19 protein-coding genes and 1 other annotated feature are annotated in these 17,238 nt (G+C 40.2%); of the genes, 16 read left to right on the forward strand and 3 right to left on the reverse strand.

Annotated features, from left to right (window positions below):
• Positions 1-6: 6 nt before the first annotated feature.
• The 4 genes from ACZ9AO_RS08825 (at position 7) to ACZ9AO_RS08840 (ending at position 3,140) form a co-directional block, all read left to right on the forward strand.
• Complete coding sequence (locus ACZ9AO_RS08825) at positions 7-768, forward strand: nucleotidyltransferase domain-containing protein (protein WP_476108880.1); 762 nt, start codon at positions 7-9, stop codon at positions 766-768.
• Between the two features lie 11 nt (positions 769-779).
• A complete protein-coding gene (locus tag ACZ9AO_RS08830) occupies positions 780-1,607 on the forward strand; it encodes a sulfurtransferase (protein WP_476108881.1) in 828 nt (275 codons plus the stop codon).
• Positions 1,608-1,692: 85 nt separating this feature from the next.
• Complete coding sequence (locus ACZ9AO_RS08835; protein ID WP_053535539.1) at positions 1,693-2,568, forward strand: 5'-3' exonuclease; 876 nt, start codon at positions 1,693-1,695, stop codon at positions 2,566-2,568.
• A 278-nt stretch (positions 2,569-2,846) separates the two neighbouring features.
• Positions 2,847-3,140, forward strand: coding sequence for a DUF6123 family protein (locus tag ACZ9AO_RS08840; protein ID WP_048688421.1), 294 nt, complete (start codon positions 2,847-2,849; stop codon positions 3,138-3,140).
• Between the two features lie 44 nt (positions 3,141-3,184).
• Here ACZ9AO_RS08840 and ACZ9AO_RS08845 read toward each other — a convergent pair whose 3' ends face one another.
• Positions 3,185-4,093 carry a DMT family transporter gene (locus ACZ9AO_RS08845; protein WP_476108882.1) on the reverse strand — a complete coding sequence of 303 codons (909 nt, stop codon included), beginning with the start codon at positions 4,091-4,093 and terminating at the stop codon, positions 3,185-3,187.
• Positions 4,077-4,490 carry a reverse transcriptase-like protein gene (locus tag ACZ9AO_RS08850; RefSeq protein ID WP_476108883.1) on the reverse strand — a complete coding sequence of 138 codons (414 nt, stop codon included), beginning with the start codon at positions 4,488-4,490 and terminating at the stop codon, positions 4,077-4,079. The genes ACZ9AO_RS08845 and ACZ9AO_RS08850 overlap by 17 nt, the downstream gene beginning before the upstream one ends.
• 211 nt (positions 4,491-4,701) lie before the next feature.
• Here ACZ9AO_RS08850 and ACZ9AO_RS08855 point away from each other — a divergent pair, with 211 nt between their 5' ends.
• From ACZ9AO_RS08855 to ACZ9AO_RS08865, 3 genes are all read left to right on the forward strand, one after another.
• The gene (locus tag ACZ9AO_RS08855; protein ID WP_476108884.1) at positions 4,702-5,373 is read left to right on the forward strand and encodes a ribonuclease H family protein; all 672 of its coding nucleotides are present in this window, start codon (positions 4,702-4,704) and stop codon (positions 5,371-5,373) included.
• Positions 5,374-5,378: 5 nt separating this feature from the next.
• Entirely contained in the window at positions 5,379-5,564 is a 186-nt protein-coding gene (locus tag ACZ9AO_RS08860; protein ID WP_034307842.1) for a zinc-finger domain-containing protein, read from the forward strand.
• 84 nt (positions 5,565-5,648) lie between these two features.
• Positions 5,649-6,623: an HD-GYP domain-containing protein gene (locus ACZ9AO_RS08865; protein WP_476108885.1), complete on the forward strand. Its 975-nt coding sequence runs from the start codon at positions 5,649-5,651 to the stop codon at positions 6,621-6,623.
• A 15-nt stretch (positions 6,624-6,638) separates the two neighbouring features.
• Here the strand turns inward: ACZ9AO_RS08865 and ACZ9AO_RS08870 are convergent, their stop codons facing one another.
• Positions 6,639-7,103 (reverse strand): RrF2 family transcriptional regulator, encoded by a 465-nt coding sequence (locus ACZ9AO_RS08870; protein WP_048688442.1) that lies wholly within the window; start codon positions 7,101-7,103, stop codon positions 6,639-6,641.
• 170 nt (positions 7,104-7,273) lie between these two features.
• Here ACZ9AO_RS08870 and hmpA point away from each other — a divergent pair, with 170 nt between their 5' ends.
• From hmpA to ACZ9AO_RS08915, 9 genes are all read left to right on the forward strand, one after another.
• Entirely contained in the window at positions 7,274-8,482 is a 1,209-nt protein-coding gene (gene hmpA, locus ACZ9AO_RS08875; RefSeq protein WP_476108886.1) for an NO-inducible flavohemoprotein, read from the forward strand.
• A 62-nt stretch (positions 8,483-8,544) separates the two neighbouring features.
• Positions 8,545-8,759: a binding site (T-box leader), on the forward strand.
• Positions 8,760-8,816: 57 nt separating this feature from the next.
• Positions 8,817-9,905, forward strand: coding sequence for a glutamate 5-kinase (gene proB / locus ACZ9AO_RS08880; protein WP_476108887.1), 1,089 nt, complete (start codon positions 8,817-8,819; stop codon positions 9,903-9,905).
• Positions 9,906-9,940: 35 nt separating this feature from the next.
• On the forward strand, positions 9,941-11,188 hold the full coding sequence (locus ACZ9AO_RS08885; RefSeq protein ID WP_251540717.1) for a glutamate-5-semialdehyde dehydrogenase: 1,248 nt from the start codon (positions 9,941-9,943) through the stop codon (positions 11,186-11,188).
• Between the two features lie 80 nt (positions 11,189-11,268).
• Entirely contained in the window at positions 11,269-11,703 is a 435-nt protein-coding gene (locus ACZ9AO_RS08890) for a general stress protein (RefSeq protein ID WP_082196440.1), read from the forward strand.
• 237 nt (positions 11,704-11,940) lie between these two features.
• Positions 11,941-12,078: a hypothetical protein gene (locus ACZ9AO_RS08895; RefSeq protein WP_251540715.1), complete on the forward strand. Its 138-nt coding sequence runs from the start codon at positions 11,941-11,943 to the stop codon at positions 12,076-12,078.
• A 285-nt stretch (positions 12,079-12,363) separates the two neighbouring features.
• A complete protein-coding gene (locus ACZ9AO_RS08900) occupies positions 12,364-14,298 on the forward strand; it encodes a sigma 54-interacting transcriptional regulator (protein ID WP_251540713.1) in 1,935 nt (644 codons plus the stop codon).
• Between the two features lie 188 nt (positions 14,299-14,486).
• Positions 14,487-15,461 carry a hydroxyacid dehydrogenase gene (locus ACZ9AO_RS08905; protein WP_063593968.1) on the forward strand — a complete coding sequence of 325 codons (975 nt, stop codon included), beginning with the start codon at positions 14,487-14,489 and terminating at the stop codon, positions 15,459-15,461.
• Between the two features lie 86 nt (positions 15,462-15,547).
• A complete protein-coding gene (locus ACZ9AO_RS08910; RefSeq protein WP_034307824.1) occupies positions 15,548-15,739 on the forward strand; it encodes a DUF3311 domain-containing protein in 192 nt (63 codons plus the stop codon).
• The gene (locus ACZ9AO_RS08915) at positions 15,739-17,235 is read left to right on the forward strand and encodes a sodium:solute symporter family protein (protein WP_251540712.1); all 1,497 of its coding nucleotides are present in this window, start codon (positions 15,739-15,741) and stop codon (positions 17,233-17,235) included. Before ACZ9AO_RS08910 ends, ACZ9AO_RS08915 begins: the two co-directional genes overlap by 1 nt.
• The last annotated feature ends 3 nt before the right edge of the window (positions 17,236-17,238 follow it).

Here is a 17,238-nt window from a genome sequence, read left to right on the forward strand (position 1 = left end):
TCATTCATGAAAGAAAACCTTATTTCACGCTTGAGATACCTGGAAAAGAATGAGGATATAACCATATTGATGGCTGCTGTTACTGGCAGCCATTCTTTTGGTTTATCATCGGTCCAATCGGATTACGATGTTCGGTTTATATTTGTTCATAATGATAAGCGATCATACTTGAGCTTGAGTCAGCCAGTTGAAGTCATTCAAGTGAAAGAAGGCCTATTTGACATGGAAGGCTGGGATCTCTTTAAATCATCCCGTCTTACCTTAAAGAGTAACCCTGCTCTATTTGAATTGTTTCAGTCGCCTATCAGGTTGATAACCCATCCGGATTATTATAGGAAGATGACTGGTTTGATACCGGATTGCTATTCCAAAAAGGCACTGGGGCACCATTACTATCGGATGATGAGCGACAATCTTCAACAATTGACAAAAACAAGGGGTTCCGAAAGAAAAGAGCTAAAAATATGGGTACAAGTATACCGTTCGTATTTAACCCTTGAATATATCATCCAACGGGGTTCGCTGCCACCATTATCGGTATGGGAATTACTTGATTCGGTTTCAATGGATCAAGGAATGAAAAACAGGATGACCCGGATATTTAAAGCAAAACAAATGGAAGAATGTATAAGCAACAATGAAAGTGAAAATAATCTTTCTCTAATAGAAGGGAAATCACTTTCCATAAAGAATGAGATAACTAGGCTACATCAAGGGAAGAACATGGAAATGGAACTTAATGAATTAATTTGGGCCATTTTGGAATAGGGGGATATGAGATGAGTTTTATAATCGAAAAAGAAGAGCTGTTGCCGTTGTTGAATTCTAGAGATATCAGAATTTGTGACTGCCGCTTTCAATTAGGCTCTCCTGACGCAGGGTATAATGATTACAAAAAAGACCATATTTCAGGCGCTGTTTATTTCGATCTTGAAAAGGACTTATCGGGTCAGGTTCAAGAACATGGCGGAAGACATCCTCTTCCTGACCTGGAAACCATTAAAGATAAACTGGAATCAAATGGAATCACCAACGATACTGTACTTATCGCTTATGACGGCGGGGAAGGTTCTTTTGCTTCCAGGTTTGTCTGGTTGCTAAGCTACCTTGGGCATCAGAAAGTCTTTGTCCTGAACGGGGGATATCGCGCCTGGAGGGATGCGGGCTATCCGATTGACTCGATTCAAATGAATTATATGCCAACCGAAAATCGTATCGATTTAAATGAGCACGTTTTTGCATCTTTTCGAAAAGTGAAGGATTACACTTTGAATAGACCTGACGATATCGTATTAATGGATTCACGGGAATCTAAGCGCTACGAGGGAATCGAGGAGCCAATTGATAAAAAAGCCGGCCATATACCTGGTGCAGTAAATAAGGTGTGGACGAACGTTCTGGAAAATGGCTATTTTAAAAAGAAGGAAGATCTTCAGTCGAATTTTACAAGCATCGGTAAAGATAAGGAAATCATTGTGTACTGCGGTTCAGGTGTAACGGCCTCACCCAATTATATCGCCCTGAAAGAAGCGGGCTTTAAAGATGTGAAGATTTATATTGGCAGTTTCAGTGACTGGATCTCGTATGATGATAATCCAATTGAATAATATTTTTTCCAATTAAACGATCCTTAAAAAAAGGGACAGTTATGATAAAATGGAAGTACATCATGATAGAGGTGATAATGTGTTAATGAAAGAAAATGAGCAGCATCCATCCTTTATGCTTGTCGATGGAATGGCGCTTTTATTTAGAGCTTTTTATGCAACGGCCGTTACTGGTCAATTCATGATTAACTCCAAAGGCATCCCGACCAATGCCGTTCAAGGTTTTTTGAAGCATATGCTGACGGCGGTGAATCACTTTTCACCCAGTCATGTAGCGGTATGCTGGGATATGGGCAGCAAGACTTTCAGAAATGAATTATTTGATGGATACAAGGCGAATCGATCAGAAGCTCCAGTCGAAATGATCCCTCAATTCGACTTAGCGAAAAAAGCGGTTGAAGCATTCGATATCCCTAACATAGGACTATCTGGTTATGAGGCGGATGACTGTATCGGAACAATTGCCAAAGCATCTGCACAGCATAGCCGAGTGGGTATATTGACTGGCGATCAAGATATGCTTCAGTTAATAGATGAAAACATTTCCGTACTATTGTTAAAAAAAGGGTATGGTAACTATGAGGTGCATAATCCCGATAGCTTTTTTGAGTGGAAAGGGATTACACCAAGGCAAATGATCGATTTAAAAGCTTTAATGGGTGATACAGCTGATAACTATCCCGGGGTTAAAGGAATTGGGGAGAAGACAGCATTGAAATTATTGATACAGTATCAAAGTATCGAAGGCATTCTTGAAAATGTTGCTTCATTGACGAATGGGCAACGGGCTAAAATTGAATCCGCTGTCGATATGCTTCATTTATCCAGAAAGCTAGCAGAAATAAAATGTGATGTACCAATTTCATGTCCTTTGGACGATGCGGTCTATCAGTATGATCGCGAAAAGGTCAAAAATCTGGCTAGGGATCATGAATTCAGGACTTTACTGCGAATGATCTAATCAAAAAAGGGGAGCTCCCCTTTTGAAATTCCCTTTAAATTTTCGCCTGAATTTAAGAGATTGGGGCTCTACTAGCCCGCGCGTTGAAGGGAGACCCTGCAGGCGCTTGCGCCGAGGGCGGACCGCCCGCGAAAAACGAGTGTCCTACGTTCCAATCAACGTTCAAATTGTACAGTCTGGGACCTCCCTAATGGGAGGTCCTTTATTTTGTACGATGATTTTTTTGTCGAAAAATGGATAGTCAAATTCTTTTATATACGGTAAGATGAAAATAAGGCATGAAGTATGGAGTGGATGCAGAAGTGGCGAAATCAACTGAAGAGTATGTTAGTTTTTTAGAGGGTAAGGGATTCACTTTTGGTAATGACGCGATTGGTTTTATTTATTTTGGTAAGCGCTACACAGATGCAAGTGATATTTTAGTCAATGCAGCAATAGAGTTGACATTGAAGGTACAAAAGAATTTTGATGGCAGCTTTTATATCTCCTTTTTGGAAAACTTAAAACAAAATGGCATTGAAACGCGTAGTGCAGCGGTATCGTTTGCAAAAGAACAGGGGCTACTTAAATAAATCGGACTTCGTAACTGGAAGTCCGATTTATTTTATTGGGCTTTTCAAGAAAACCCCTTTGTCACCGGTTTCTTTTTCTTAACAGGCAGTTCTGCAAAAATCATTCCCAAGAATATGAATGCGCAGCCGATGATGGAAGCGGAAGTCAATTTTTCCCCTATCAATATGTATGAGGATAACGCTGCAAAAACCGGTTCCATTGAAAAGATCAGCGCCACTCTTGTAGGTGTCGTATAGGCTTGGAAGAAGGTTTGTGCGAAAAAGGCGAACGCCGTGGCAAGGGCTGCCGTAACCAATAAAGCAGTCCATACATCCTTCTGTAACATGACCTCTGAGCTGAAGATGACGGAATGATTCTCTTTGAAAATGAAAGCTGAAACAAATGATAATAAAGATACGGTGGAAACCTGAACCAACGTCAGCGGTAAAGCGGGAAGGGTCTTGGCATATTTAGCGGTAGTGATGATTTGCATGGCAAAACTGATTGCACATAAAAATACCAGTAAATCACCGATATTCAAATTGGAGCGGTCAGCGAAAGTCATTAAATAAAGTCCGATGGTTGCGGCTGCGACACCTATTATTGTATTGCGGGAAAGCCTATGCTTTAATAGCAGCAGGGAAAAAACAGGTACCATGACAACACTTAATCCTGTTATAAAGCCAGTCTTTGCAGGCGTTGTATAATTCAATCCGATCGTTTGAAGCCCATAACCGAGAAAAAGCCATACACCAATATGAAACCCAGCTTTAAAAAGGCCCTTGCTCCCGTTTTTCCCCTTTTTGTGTAGAGTCAATAAATAAGGGATGAGCAAGAATACGAACGCCATGAAAAAACGGACGCCATTAAACGTGAAGGGGTCAAGAAAAGACAGCGCATTTTGGACCATGACAAAAGTGACGCCCCAGATGAATACAACGAATAATAACGAAAAATCAGCTGTCTTGTTCATGAATTTCCTCAGCCTTATTCAATCGAATGGCCCGTCTCGCCAACTCATCTGCGGACTTATTTTCGATATTTGGAATCCATTTCATGAAAAATAAATCAAGCACGTCGGAAAGCTTTAAAGCCCGTTCCAGCAAAAGGGCATACTTATTTTTTGCAAATCTTTTTTCAATGGCCTGGTTGATGGCTTGGGAGTCCGTACGAAAAGAAACGACTTGATACTTATTGGCCACACAAATCTCCAATGCTTTGATTAAGGCATGGTACTCCGCTTCATGGTTTTCCATATTCCCAAGAGGAAAGGAATGCCTCTCGACCACACCGTTATTATTTATGAAAACACCTGCACCGCTAGGCCCTGGATTGCCCGCACTGGCACCATCAATATACACTTCGATCAAGATGTGCTCCTCCTCGAGTTTAACTGTTAAAATGTTACGTTTCATTTAAATTTAAGATTGAAACATGAGAATTTCAGGCTGATATGGGAACTATAATTAAAAAGAGTGATTAAAATGCTTACAATATATTATAAAGGGTATGACGAAAAAAAGGTATGAAATTTGTAAGCTGTTCTGCATGAATCGTGAATGGATAAGGAGCTGGAAATCTTTGAAGGTAATTATGCAATGGACATATCAAGCTTCAAAAAAACCATCTGCCGATTTCGTTTCGGATTGGCTCGATGCCGGGACTGCACTGGTCATTACCGAAGATCTTGAAAAGGCAGGAAGGCTGAAAGAAGTGGAATTCAAGGATGAATTCGATACATCATGGACCAAGAAGGAGTTAAAGAAACTCCTGACGGAAATTGAGGAAGAACCGCAGGATGTGACGGTTTTCTTTGATGGAGGTTTTCAAAAAGATGAAAAGGTGGCAGGAATTGGTGTTGCCATTTATTATCGTCAAGGAAAAAAGTTCTGGCGGTTACGCACGAATGTGAAATTGGAGCAATTCGAATCCAATAATGAAGCTGAATATGCGGCTTTTCATGAAGCGGTCAGGCAGATGGACGAACTTGGAATCCACCATCAAAGCTGTGTCTTTAAAGGGGATTCTCTCGTCGTCTTAAATCAACTTTCCGGTGAATGGCCCTGTATGGAAGAAAACTTAAATAAATGGCTGGACCGCATTGAAGCGAAACTGGATAAATTAAAGATCATTCCTGTCTGCAAGCCGATTTCTCGAAAGGAAAACCAGGAAGCCGATCGCCTGGCCACACTTGCACTGCAAGGAAAAGCCATTTTCAGTAAAATAGAAATTGCTGGGTCAAAGGAGCCATAACAACAATGAACAGGAAAAAAATATATGAAGAAGTGGAAGATGTTCTCGCTTCATTTTGCCAAGATTGTTTTTTAAGAAAGCATTTTCGAAAAGAGAAGGGGCGTACGTATGCCCATCAGTTCTGTATTTCAGAATGTACGGTTGGTGAAAAATTAAAACAGCTGGGCAATGAACTTAGTGACCGAACTTAAGTGCCCAAAAATTGCTTTCATTAAGACACAAGGCAATGAAGGATATGGTATTATAGGTGAAAAATAGAGAAAAGTGTGAGAGCAATGAAAAATAGAAGAGGGAAACTATATAATGCGAAAACGCCTCTTACCATACCCAGAATTGATTTCATAAGGGAAGAATTGAAAAAAGATGCAACTTCTTTAACGGTAGATCATGCACGACCTAACGTAAATATTCAGGAAAGAATCAACGAAGCTTCGCTTCAATTGAAAAACATCTTTCAAGATATACGAAATGAAGGAAAAATACAGCTTGATAAGATTGTATTGATTAAAGCAAAAGTTGCACCTGTCATTGCAGAAGCTGCAAAGAATCCTGATGTTTATTACCTTTTCGAAGAGCTGCAAGCAAATAACGAGTACACGTATAAGCATAATATCGGTGTCGGGATCATTGCCACTTATCTAGGGATGAAGCTTGGATTATCGAAAGAAAACCTTTCAGCACTGACACTGGCAGCCACACTGCATGACGTGGGTAAAACAAGGATTCCGGATAGTATATTGGAAAAGCCGGGTAAACTGACTGCAGCAGAATATGAAGAAATGAAACTCCATGCCATTTATGGTTATGAATTACTTAAAAGTATCCCAGGAATCCCACCATCGATTGCATTAACAGCCCTTCAGCACCATGAACGGGAAGATGGGAAGGGCTATCCACATGGTCTGATGGGGAATGATATCCATCATCATGCGAAAATCGTCGCAATAGCCGATGTATTCCATGCGATGTCTTCAAATCGTGTATATCATCGGGCCATGCCGTTTTATAAGGTGATTGAGCAAATGAACAGCGATAAGTTCGGTAAATTTAATCCTGAGATCCTAATGGAGTTTGTAAACCGATTAATGTCCACTTTAGTCGGAAAAGAAGTCACCCTTACCAATGGACGAATCGGGACGATCATCATGATCGATCCATACGATCCCCTTAAAGCTTTGTTGAAAACCGGTACAGAGATCATAGATTTACGAATGGAAAAAGAATGGCAAATCGAACGAATCATCGGTTAATGAAAAAGAGCCCGATTATAAAAAATCGGGCTTTTCGTCATTCTGCTTTACCGAATCAAAATAGGTTTTGAGCATTACTTTATTTTCGCTGAAGTCTGCAATCGTATATTGATCAAGGACCTTTAAAAAAGCATCCAAGGCATTGTTAAGGACAAATTTCAATGAACAAACGGGAGAAATCACACAGTTATCGTGATCTTTAAAACATTCCACTAAATAAAAATCTTCTTCGGTTCTCCGCACAAGTTCCCCTACATTTATTTCAGCGGGTGATTTTGCAAGCCGGAAACCGCCATTTCTTCCACGTATCGTCTCAATATAGCCTAATTTACCTAGATTATGAACAATTTTCATCAAATGATTTTTAGACAGTTGATATACTTCAGAAATCTCTTTGATATTTGATAATTTGCTTTGGTCGTGGGTAGCCAGGTAAATCAACACTCTAAGTGAGTAATCTGAATAACTCGTCAACCTCATGTTTATCGCCTCACATTCTATCCCCATTTGACTATATCATAAATGTGAACATTTTATAAACATGAAAACTTATTATCTGAAAAGATGTATAAAAAATATTGCTTTTAATGCATTTAAGTTCTAATATAAACATGTATTCAAAATACTTGTTTATGAAAAGGGGTTTACCTATGCTATCCCAGAAAACCATCGATATTATCAAATCAACCGTACCTGTATTAGAAGTGCATGGTACAACTATCACAACTGTATTCTATAAAAATCTTTTCGAAGCACATCCTGAATTATTAAATGTTTTCAATCATGCCAATCAAAAAAAGGGGCGCCAGCAAACTGCACTTGCCAACACGGTTTTGGCAGCAGCTAAATATATAGATCAACTAGAAACGATTTTACCTGCCGTGAAGCAAATAGCACAAAAACATAGAAGTCTTGCAGTCAAAGCCGAACATTATCCGATTGTTGGAGAACACCTATTAGGCGCAATCAAAGAAGTGTTACAAGATTCGGCTACAGAAGAAATCCTTCAAGCTTGGGGAGAGGCGTATGGAGTCATTGCGGATGTTTTCATTAGCATCGAAAAGGAAATGTACGACGAAGCTTCCAATCAGGTCGGCGGATGGTCTGATTTCAAACGATTCACAGTAGTGGAAAAAGTACGGGAAAGTGAAGTAATCACATCCTTTTATCTAAAGCCATCAGATGGAGATAAGGTTCCGGCATTTCTTCCAGGACAATATATTACCGTTCGGATTGAGATACCGGGTGAACGCTATTTATTCAACCGTCAGTATAGTTTATCTGATGTTCCGGGAAAAGATTATTTCCGTATTTCCGTTAAAAAAGAAAAGTCGGGAACCTCTCCTGATGGTAGGGTCTCTAACTACTTGCATGAATCCATTCAGATGGGTGACAGTATTGACGTAACGGCTCCTGCAGGTGATTTCACCATCGACTTGGATAAACGAACACCGGCAGTATTCTTGAGCGGAGGCGTTGGCATAACGCCTTTCATGAGCATGGTCCATGCGGTAGCTGAACAAACACCTGAGCGTGATGTACAATTCATTCATGCAACAGATAATGGCCATTTACAGCCGTTCAGAATGGAACTGACAGAACTAGGACACAAGCTTACCAACTATCAATTATCCTTTGTCTTTAAAAATCCGAGTGAGGATGATAAGAACCTCCCGAATTTTGAAAAGGAAGGGTATATTGATAAGGAATTATTGAGCAGTTTTGTTAAACCTGAAGCTGATTATTATGTGTGTGGCCCTGTTCCTTTCATGAAGGCGATCATCACTTACCTGAAAGAGTTGGGGATAGATACGGATAAAATTCACTATGAGTTCTTCGGCCCAGCAATCGCGTTATAAGGATCATTCATCGCAGGAATGTTATTGACATCAAGAAGATAATTTTGCATACTATATTAAAACAATGAACGTTGAGAGAAGATTAGTATGCGAGAATCACTGTGACAGAGAGCGGCGTCGATTGCTGGAAGACCCGCGACAGGAAAGCGCAGAACCTGCTTCTTGAGTCCTATGCAAAACATAGGCGCAAATCCTGGCGTTATCAGGCAAAGTGGAATGCATGAACTTGCATTCAATGAAGGTGGTACCACGGAGAGCAGCCCTTTTCGTCCTTATTTCGAGGATGAAAAGGGCTTTTTTTCATGTCTTAGATATTTATTGGAGGAAGTAATCGATGGAAAAGAAACGCATCGTTGTTAAGATAGGAAGTAGTTCTTTGACCAATACACAAGGTGAAATCGACCAAAACAAATTTTCCGATCATATCCAGGCAGTGGCAGCGTTAAGGAAAGCGGGGCATGAAGTTGTCCTTGTTTCATCTGGTGCTGTAGCGACAGGTTTTCGCAAGCTCGGCTACCCTACGCGACCTGTCACTCTCAAAGGAAAACAAGCTGCTGCAGCGGTGGGGCAAAGCCTATTGATTCAATCATATATGGAACAATTAGGGAACTTTGGAATCGTTCCGGCGCAGATTTTATTAACAAGGAAAGATTTCTCGAAAAAGGATAGATATAAAAATGCATATGCCACATTGATGGAATTGCTTGAACGCGGCATCCTTCCGATCATAAATGAAAATGATACAGTATCGGTCGAGGAGTTGACTTTTGGTGATAATGATATGCTATCCGCCTTGGTAAGCGGATTAGTCCACGCGTCCAACTTGATCATATTAACGGATATTAATGGGCTCTATGATTCCAATCCACAGACAAATCCAGGGGCTAAACGATTTGATAAGCTATCCGAAATAACGGATGATTTATTGCAAATGGCAGAAGGTGCAGGTTCCAATGTCGGAACCGGTGGGATGAAATCGAAGCTGATTGCAGCGCAAACGGCATTGTCTCTAGGGGTGAAAGTATTCATCGGTTCTGGTTTGGGGAGTGATAAACTTCTAACAATCCTTGAAGGCAATGGTGATGGCACGTACATTGGGAATGATCTCTTGACGACGGTAACGAAAAACAAACAATGGATATCACTTCATTCAAAAGTATCCGGGAAAATTTTCGTTGATGAAGGTGCCGAAAGGGCCTTAGTTTCAAATGGCAGCAGTCTGCTGCCAGCTGGAATTTATGAAATTAAAGGAGTCTTCAATAAGGGTGATGTTGTCGAAGTCTTTGGTGCAAATGGGTTATTAGGGCGGGGTGAGGTCCTTTATTCCGACGAAGAATTAAAACAGGCGATGGGAAAGAGGACATCCGAGCTTATAATCACTTCCATAGAAGTGATCCATCGCGATAAATGGGTGAAAGCATAAAAAATCAATTTCAAGAAAAAAGGGGGAATTTAGAAATGAGTGAAGTGACGGCGAAAGGAAAGGCAGCAAAAAAAGCCAGTTATCAGCTAATCGGTTTGAGTACGGAAAAGAAGAATGAGGCTCTTGGGAAAATTGCTAAACAACTTATTATCGATAAAGATTTTTTGATAAAGGAAAACCAAAAGGATCTGGAAGATGGCAGGAAAAAAGGCTTCAGTGAGTCTACATTAGATCGAATTATGTTGAATGGTAACCGAATTGATGATATGGCAGCGGCCATTGAGCTTCTAATCGAGTTAAATGATCCGATTGGGGAACAATTGGAGACGATTGAAAAAGAGAATGGTTTATTGATTAAAAAGCAACGGGTGCCGATCGGGGTAATCGGAATGATTTATGAAGCAAGGCCTAACGTGACCATCGATGCAGCTACATTATCCTTGAAAACGGGGAATGCTGTCATCTTAAGAGGCAGCTCGTCAGCCAAACACTCCAATATGGCACTTGTCTCTTCCATTCATAAAGCATTGGAGAATACGGAAATCCCTGTAGAAGCTGTTCAGTTGATCGAGGATACAAGTCGTGAAACCGCTAAGGAACTTTTTCATCTTAATGAGTATTTAGATGTTTTGATTCCCCGCGGCGGAAAGAACTTAATTGAAACGGTGATTAAGGAGTCCACTGTCCCCGTCCTTGAAACAGGAGCAGGCAATTGCCATATCTTCATCGATCAGACCGCAGATATTACGATGGTCGAGAAAATTGTCTTAAACGGTAAAACTCAGCGCCCATCCGTATGCAATGCTATTGAGGGGCTTCTAATCCATGAAGAATGGTTGAAAGAAAATGGAGTGCGTATCCTGGAACTCCTGGACGAAAAGGGTATTGAATTATATGGAGATGAAGCGGTTTGCAGCTCCTTTCCGAGAGCGAAAACGGCTACGGAGGAAGATTGGTCAACTGAGTACCTGGCTTTAAAACTCAGCGTGAAAACTGTAAAAGGTGTATCCGATGCCATTGATCACATAAACCGATACGGTTCCAAGCATTCTGAAGCAATCTTAACGGGGGATGAACAAAATGCTTCTGCATTTTTGAATAAAGTGGATGCCGCAGCCGTTTATCACAATGCTTCAACCCGTTTTACCGACGGCTTTGAATTCGGTTATGGCGCAGAAATCGGCATTTCCACACAAAAGCTGCATGCGCGCGGACCAATGGGTTTACCTGCATTAACATCAAGCAAGTACTTCATTTATGGCCAGGGGCAAATCCGGGAATAGAATTCATTTCTTTCATGGAAGGTTATTAAAACTCAATTAAGGGTATTGTATAATACATTACTTTTAAAGGAGCAGATACCATGGACAAGAGGTTTATAGCAATATATGAAAATGAAAATGAAGCGATTTCAGCAGTCGGAAACTTAAAGGAACAAGGATATACATCCGATCAAATATCAGTATTGGCAAAAAACATTGATAAATTACCAAATGAAGCAGAGGAAGTCAGCCCGGCAAAAACTGATGGATTAGTAGCTGGGGCAGCAGCCGGCGGAGCTGTCGGATTGACAGGCCTGCTTATTGGAATGAGTGCATTGGCCGTACCAGGAATAGGTCCGATATTGGCAGCAGGACCGATTTTCGCCACTTTTGGGGGAGCGGCAGCCGGGGCAGCATCGGGAGCAGGCGGATTAAGAAAGCCATTATTGGACATTGGACTGGAGGAAGCCGAAGTCGATCAATATATGGAGGATATTAAAGCAGGGAAAATCCTTGTCATAGCCGACCCTTTTTAAGTTTGCAAGTAAAACCACCTTGAATGAACAGACTTATGATGTTTGAGAACTAAACTCCATAAAAACTCAAAATTAAACAGCTCTTATTTATTGAAAAACCCCGTTCAGGATTCTTGAACGGGGTTAATCTGTTTGTAGGCTAATTTTATTGTCACTAACGATAAAATCAAAAGGAATTCCACATTGGTATGAAGAATAAAGGAATATAGTCCTATTAGCGAGAAAGGGAGGGGGATTATGGTGCAAAAAGCAGAAGCCGATGCCACTTTAAGAAATTATAGATATTTTATTCATGATGATTTTCCCTTTGAGAATCATTATACTGATTATAATGTTAAAAAGCGTTTTCCAGTGATGAAAAGCAAGTTTTATTGAGAAGAATTGAATGACCATTCTTTTTGTGATATTTAATACCAATCGAAATCCTTGTAATGAAAAAACCCACGATAACAGGGTTTTTTATTTTTAAAAGTGAAAGATGGAATATCTTGATAAAACGGGGAATTAATCTCATGCGTACTTAAGGCATTAACTTTTCATATTCTGGCTTTGAAAAACTCTACGGCATTCTTAGCTAACTCGAACTATCAAGACCTTGTATGACCAGGGCTTTGAGCTTTATCCAATAAAGCAAAATGATTTAGGTTGGAGGTGGGTATTTTGATAAAAATAAAACTCGTTGTTCCTCGAAAAGGGTATATTACGGACGCCTTTGAAAGATTTGAGGAATTCAACAAGTTGGAAGCAGCGGAAAACAATGATAACGGATCGGTGAAGTTTGTATTAGAGGAGGTAGTTGAGGATGCCGATAAGATTGGGAAGTTGAAGCTTGATGCCGATGTAATCATCTCAAGGGGGTTAATCACGAAACTATTAAAAGAATGCAATGAATTCATTCCTATCGTAGATATACCTGTACAGGGCATTGACCTCATTCGTTCCCTGCATGATTGCAAGGCTCGTTTTGGCAGTAAAAAAGTGGCTGTCATAGGTGCGTTAAATATGATTTATGGTGTTGAAAACCTTTCGGATATCGTTGATTTGCCAATTCAGTCCTATATATTAAATGATATCGAGTCCTCAGTCAGTTTAGTGGATTTAGCCGCTAGAGATGGCTGTGAGGTTGTGTTAAGTGGGTTAAGTACATGTAAATATGCCGAAGAAATAGGGTTGGGAGCCATTCTGGTTGATACTGGAAAGGAATCATTTCGGCAGGCGTTGATTGAGGCGAAACGAGTAGCTCTTGTCAGCAGAAGGGAACAGGAGAAGACCAAGCGTTACCAAACGATTCTTAATTATGCCTATGAAGGGGTTATTGCAATAGATTTAAAAGGACAAATATCCGTATTCAATACAGCCGCTCAGGAGATATTAGCCATTTCCAAGGGGAGCTTAATTGGAAATTCTGTATACGATATAATAAGGCCCGGAAAATTTCGTAATATGCTTTTAAGCGACGATGAATACGAAAAGGATACCGTTGCTTACCAATCCATTCAATTATCGGTAAAAAAAGTCGGGATATTTTTAAAAGGTAAAAAAGTGGGGGATATGGTCGCCTTTCAAGATGTTACCCGCATTCAGGAGATGGAAGGGAAGTTCTTTAGAAAGCTTCATTCACGCGGACATGTGGCGAAGTACACATTTGATGATATATTGTATCGGAGTTCGGAAATCAAGAGGACGATTGAAACGGCTCAACGTTATAGTGAAGTAGATTCAAACATTCTTATAATTGGAGAAACTGGAACGGGCAAGGAAATATTCGCCCAAAGCATACATAATCATAGCAACCGTAAAAATAACCCGTTTGTAGCCATTAATTGCGCAGCCCTTCCCGAAAATCTATTGGAAAGTGAGCTTTTCGGATATGCAGAAGGAGCTTTTACGGGAGCCATGAAAGGCGGAAAGCAAGGATTTTTTGAACTGGCCCATAGAGGTACGATTTTTTTAGATGAAATAGGAGAAATCTCCCCAAAAATGCAAAGCCGGCTGCTGCGTGTCCTGCAGGAGCGTGAAATCATGCGCATCGGTGATGATAAAGTAATCCCGGTTGATGTGAGAATAGTGTCGGCAACGAACAAAGACCTCATGCAAATGGTAAAGAGTAATGACTTTCGGGAGGATCTGTATTATCGCTTGAGTGTGCTGGACCTTGTATTGCCTCCGCTTCGGGAACGCAGAGAAGATATTCCGTTATTGGTGAATGCCTTTATTCGGAAAGGTCATTCGGAACAAAAACAAATCAAGATCACGGATAGTGCCATGAAAAAGCTAAGTGAAGGGAATTGGGAGGGGAATATTCGCCAATTGCAAAATTTTTGTGAGCGATTATGTGCACTTTATAAGAACAAATTAATTGATGTGTATGATATCGAGATGTATTTTCCGAATAAAAGTAATAAGAAAATACTGTTTTCGGACCAAAACGAAGAGATGGATATGTCACCTGGGATACATTTATCCGAGCGTGAAAGAATTGTTCAAACGTTAATGAAGGTGAATTTTAATAAAGGAAAAGCTGCCTTTGAGTTAGGCATGAGTCGCACGACTTTATGGAGAAAGATGAAAGATTTGAATATTGAAACAAATTGAAACGGATTGAAACAAATTAATTCATTATGAAACAATTTGTTTACTTTATTTATCTCTTAATTTGAGAACGAATTGGCTTCTTTCTTGAATAAACGGATGTTTTTTATCTTGGCACAATAATTGTATATAAACAATGTAGTAGGAAAGGTTTTTCCTTCAAGGTTAACATGAAAGGTTGGTGGGAATGTGTGAGTCATTTAGTGTATATTCCTCAAGATATTGAGAAAGAGGGGAAAAGTTATTTAGTAGAAAAAGGCTTTAAGATTAAAGTAGGGTCTGATTTGTCGCAAGAAATTCTTATGGAAGAAATCAAGGGTTGTGATGCAGTACTAACGAGATCAACGGCTGTAATAAATAGAGAAGTTATTACAGCAGCTGAAAACCTCAAAGTAATAGCTAAGTATGGAGTGGGCTTGGACAATATCGATATCGAAGCCGCTACAGAGCGTGGCATATATGTAACAAATACCCCAGAGGCGAATGCGAATTCTGTAGCGGAACATGTAATGGCATTAATTTTATCATTGTCCAAAAACTTAAGCTTGGCTGATAAAGAGCTGCGCAGCGGGAATTTTGCTATCCGTAATCAACTTTTTGGCATGGACTTGGAAGGCAAGACTTTGGGGATTATCGGACTAGGGAGAATCGGTAGAATACTGGCAAAAAAGGCTTCCGAAGGCTTCGATATGAAAGTAATTGGCTACGACCCTTATGTTACAGCCAGCCCGAATTCTGAGCTGGAGATAGCAACAGATTTAGAATGGGTATTCAGAAACGCTGATGTTATTAGTCTGCATCTGCCGTTAACGAAAACAACAAAAGGAATAATAGGAAGCCGTGAGTTTTCCTGGATGAAAACTTCCGCTTTTTTTGTAAACGCTTCCAGAGGCGGTGTGGTGAAGGAAATTGATTTAGTAAACGCTTTGCAAGCAGGCGAGATTGCCGGTGCTGGAATAGACGTATTTGAAGTTGAACCTCCTGATAAATGGAATCCACTTTTTAAATTGGATAATGTGATTGTCAGTCCTCATAATGCCGCTTTGACGAAGGAAGGTTCCGTACGCATGGCTGTACATGCCGCAATGCAGGTGGAACAAGTTCTTACTGGCGCGAAACCGAACTGGGCTGTAAATGAGCCCTTAACTAAAGGGGTGTCAATGTAATAATACATTAATAATTATCTGTTTTTTCTGAAAAATGAGGTTTGGAAAATTCGAGTTTTGCATTTGTTGATAAGGGTGGTGAACAAATGAAGAAAATAATCTATGTGATAAGTGCAATACCGGCACTTGGCTCGCTTGTGGTTATCAATCGAATTGAACCTTATGTGTTAGGGATGCCATTTGTTCTTTTTTGGGCCATATTATGGGTCTGTCTTACATCAGTTTTTTTGATAATTGCTAATAAACTTGATCCTGCAACCGAGGAGGAAGAAGACTGATGAATGAAGCCCTGCTTGTTATCCTTTTCTTTCTGGTTCTGTGTATTTGGTTAGGGCTTCAAGCTCGAAAAGGTAAAAACATGAGTTTGGAACAATGGGCTATAGGCGGAAGAGGCTTCGGCAGCTTTTTGCTCTTCTTCTTGATAGCAGGTGAAATGTTTACGACATATACGTTTTTGGGGGCAAGCGGCGGAGCTTATCGATCTGGTATGCCTCCTGCCTTATACGCTTTCAATTGCTTCTATTTTGTAATCGCCTATTGGCTGTTACCGCCTATTTGGAGGTATGCCAAAAAAAATAATGTCATTTCTCAATCTGATTTTTATGACAAAAAGTACAACAGTCCTGCTCTAGGTGTTCTTGTGGCGGTAATTAGCGTCATTTCAATTATTCCATATCTGATCATGCAGTTGAAAGGATTAGGAATAATCGTATCGGAAGCCTCCTATGGGTCCATATCTCCGAATGTGGCTATAGTTGTTGGGGTAATTGCGATCACAATTTATGTAACGGCTTCAGGGATGCATGGAGTGGCGTGGACCGCGGTCATTAAAGATATCATGATTCTGGCTGTTGTCGTCTTTATGGGGATTTATTTTCCACTTCATTATTACGATGGTATACAGCCGATGTTTGAAGCAATCGATACAGCAAAACAAGGATTTTTGATTTTCCCGGAACAAGGTTTGAGTATCTCTTGGTTTATATCAGCTACGATCATGACAGCACTGGCATTCTATATGTTTCCTCATATGTTAGCGGGAGTGTTCTCAGCAAAAAGTCCGAAATCACTTCGTTGGAATGCTGGGGTTATGCCAATTTATCAAGTAATCATCATTTTTTCTTTATTTATTGGTTTTTCTGCGATTCTCCAAGTCCCGAATTTACAGGGAGCAGAAGCAGATTTAGCTTTATTTAAAATGGCGAAGATGTCATTTGATCCCTGGTTTGTCGGAGTTATTGGAGCATCAGGGGCAATGGCCGCCCTTATTCCCAGTTCACTCGTGTTGACGGCTACGGCTACGATACTTTCAAAAAATGTATATAAGGTATGGAAGCCGAATACATCAGATGACCAGCTACAAAGATTGAGCAGGATGTTAGTACCTGTCATTTCTATAGTGACTCTATATTTTACGTTCAATGGCGGGGAATCGATTTTTACCTTGTATCTTATGGCATATAGCTTCATGGCACAGTTGTTTCCAGCACTATTTTTCAGTCTGTGGAAAAAGAATCCTGTCACGGTTCAAGGAGCATTTGCCGGAATGATCGTTGGAATTCTAATTGTTGTATACTCGACCACATCAGGTACGACACTTGCTACATTATTTCCATCTCTGCCGCAAGCAATACAAGATCTTGATGTAGGGTTAGCTGTATTATTCATCAACATCGCAGTAACTTTAGGAGTGAGTGCCGTTACAAGAAAAACTTCAATTGGGATGAAAGAAGATAATAAACAGGCTTCAGGAATGGAAAAGCTTGTTAAATGACAG

The sequence above is a fragment of the Peribacillus sp. TE19612 genome, assembly GCF_056279465.1.

Excerpts from the sequence above, each read along its gene's own strand:
- ACZ9AO_RS08840 (WP_048688421.1), top strand. The coding sequence starts at position 2,847 with ATGAAGTATGGAGTGGATGCAGAAGTGGCGAAATCAACTGAAGAGTAT.
- ACZ9AO_RS08885 (WP_251540717.1), top strand. The coding sequence starts at position 9,941 with ATGAGTGAAGTGACGGCGAAAGGAAAGGCAGCAAAAAAAGCCAGTTAT.
- ACZ9AO_RS08910 (WP_034307824.1), top strand. The coding sequence starts at position 15,548 with ATGAAGAAAATAATCTATGTGATAAGTGCAATACCGGCACTTGGCTCG.
- ACZ9AO_RS08830 (WP_476108881.1), top strand. The coding sequence starts at position 780 with ATGAGTTTTATAATCGAAAAAGAAGAGCTGTTGCCGTTGTTGAATTCT.
- ACZ9AO_RS08835 (WP_053535539.1), top strand. The coding sequence starts at position 1,693 with ATGAAAGAAAATGAGCAGCATCCATCCTTTATGCTTGTCGATGGAATG.
- ACZ9AO_RS08825 (WP_476108880.1), top strand. The coding sequence starts at position 7 with ATGAAAGAAAACCTTATTTCACGCTTGAGATACCTGGAAAAGAATGAG.
- ACZ9AO_RS08865 (WP_476108885.1), top strand. The coding sequence starts at position 5,649 with ATGAAAAATAGAAGAGGGAAACTATATAATGCGAAAACGCCTCTTACC.
- ACZ9AO_RS08895 (WP_251540715.1), top strand. The coding sequence starts at position 11,941 with ATGGTGCAAAAAGCAGAAGCCGATGCCACTTTAAGAAATTATAGATAT.
- proB (WP_476108887.1), top strand. The coding sequence starts at position 8,817 with ATGGAAAAGAAACGCATCGTTGTTAAGATAGGAAGTAGTTCTTTGACC.
- ACZ9AO_RS08845 (WP_476108882.1), bottom strand. The coding sequence starts at position 4,093 with ATGAACAAGACAGCTGATTTTTCGTTATTATTCGTTGTATTCATCTGG.
- ACZ9AO_RS08915 (WP_251540712.1), top strand. The coding sequence starts at position 15,739 with ATGAATGAAGCCCTGCTTGTTATCCTTTTCTTTCTGGTTCTGTGTATT.
- hmpA (WP_476108886.1), top strand. The coding sequence starts at position 7,274 with ATGCTATCCCAGAAAACCATCGATATTATCAAATCAACCGTACCTGTA.
- ACZ9AO_RS08870 (WP_048688442.1), bottom strand. The coding sequence starts at position 7,103 with ATGAGGTTGACGAGTTATTCAGATTACTCACTTAGAGTGTTGATTTAC.
- ACZ9AO_RS08860 (WP_034307842.1), top strand. The coding sequence starts at position 5,379 with ATGAACAGGAAAAAAATATATGAAGAAGTGGAAGATGTTCTCGCTTCA.
- ACZ9AO_RS08890 (WP_082196440.1), top strand. The coding sequence starts at position 11,269 with ATGGACAAGAGGTTTATAGCAATATATGAAAATGAAAATGAAGCGATT.